This window comes from Ligilactobacillus acidipiscis DSM 15836 (assembly GCF_001435755.1).
Lineage (GTDB): Bacteria > Bacillota > Bacilli > Lactobacillales > Lactobacillaceae > Ligilactobacillus > Ligilactobacillus acidipiscis.
Map to the genome: position 1 here is coordinate 1 of NZ_AZFI01000352.1, position 541 is coordinate 541.

The 541-nt window shown below is 42.7% G+C and carries 1 protein-coding gene; it reads right to left on the minus strand.

The window, feature by feature from the left end; genetic code table 11:
* The coding region (locus tag FC65_RS11090) for a transposase (RefSeq protein ID WP_191979921.1) at positions 1-424 on the minus strand (424 nt) is incomplete at its 3' end.
* Positions 425-541 lie beyond the last annotated feature (117 nt).

The following is a 541-nucleotide window of genomic DNA, read 5'->3' on the forward strand; positions in this document are numbered from 1 at the left end:
TGACGGCTTTAGTCATGTTGGAAACCGTGGCTTTGGAGTAGTGAGCACCGTACATTTTCTCAATGAGTTCGGCAATTTCAGCAGTGGTAATTCCCTTGGTATACAACTGAATGACCGTTGTTTCTAAATTATCACTGTGCCGACCGTAGGCTGGCAAGGTATGATTTTCAAACCGGCCATTGCGATCTCGAGGAATGGTTAAGTTAAGTTGGCCGTACTTCGTATCAAACGAGCGCTCATAACTGCCGTTGCGGTTATTACCAGTGTTAATCCCAGCGTATGAGTAGCGTTCGTAACCCAAAAACTCTGCCAATTCGGTTTGAAGCAGCTGGTTAATCGCAATTTCGAGGTGGTGACGAAAAACTTCGTCCAAATCTTGCTTTTGGGCTAGTGCAGTGATAATTTCTGTGGTAAGTTCATTCATGGGGAATGCCTCCTGTGATGTTTTCTGTGGTTACTAAATATCATAAGGGAAGGCATTCCCTATTTCTATACAATTCAGAAATCTTTTATGCATTTACACAAGATATTTTACGCTCTC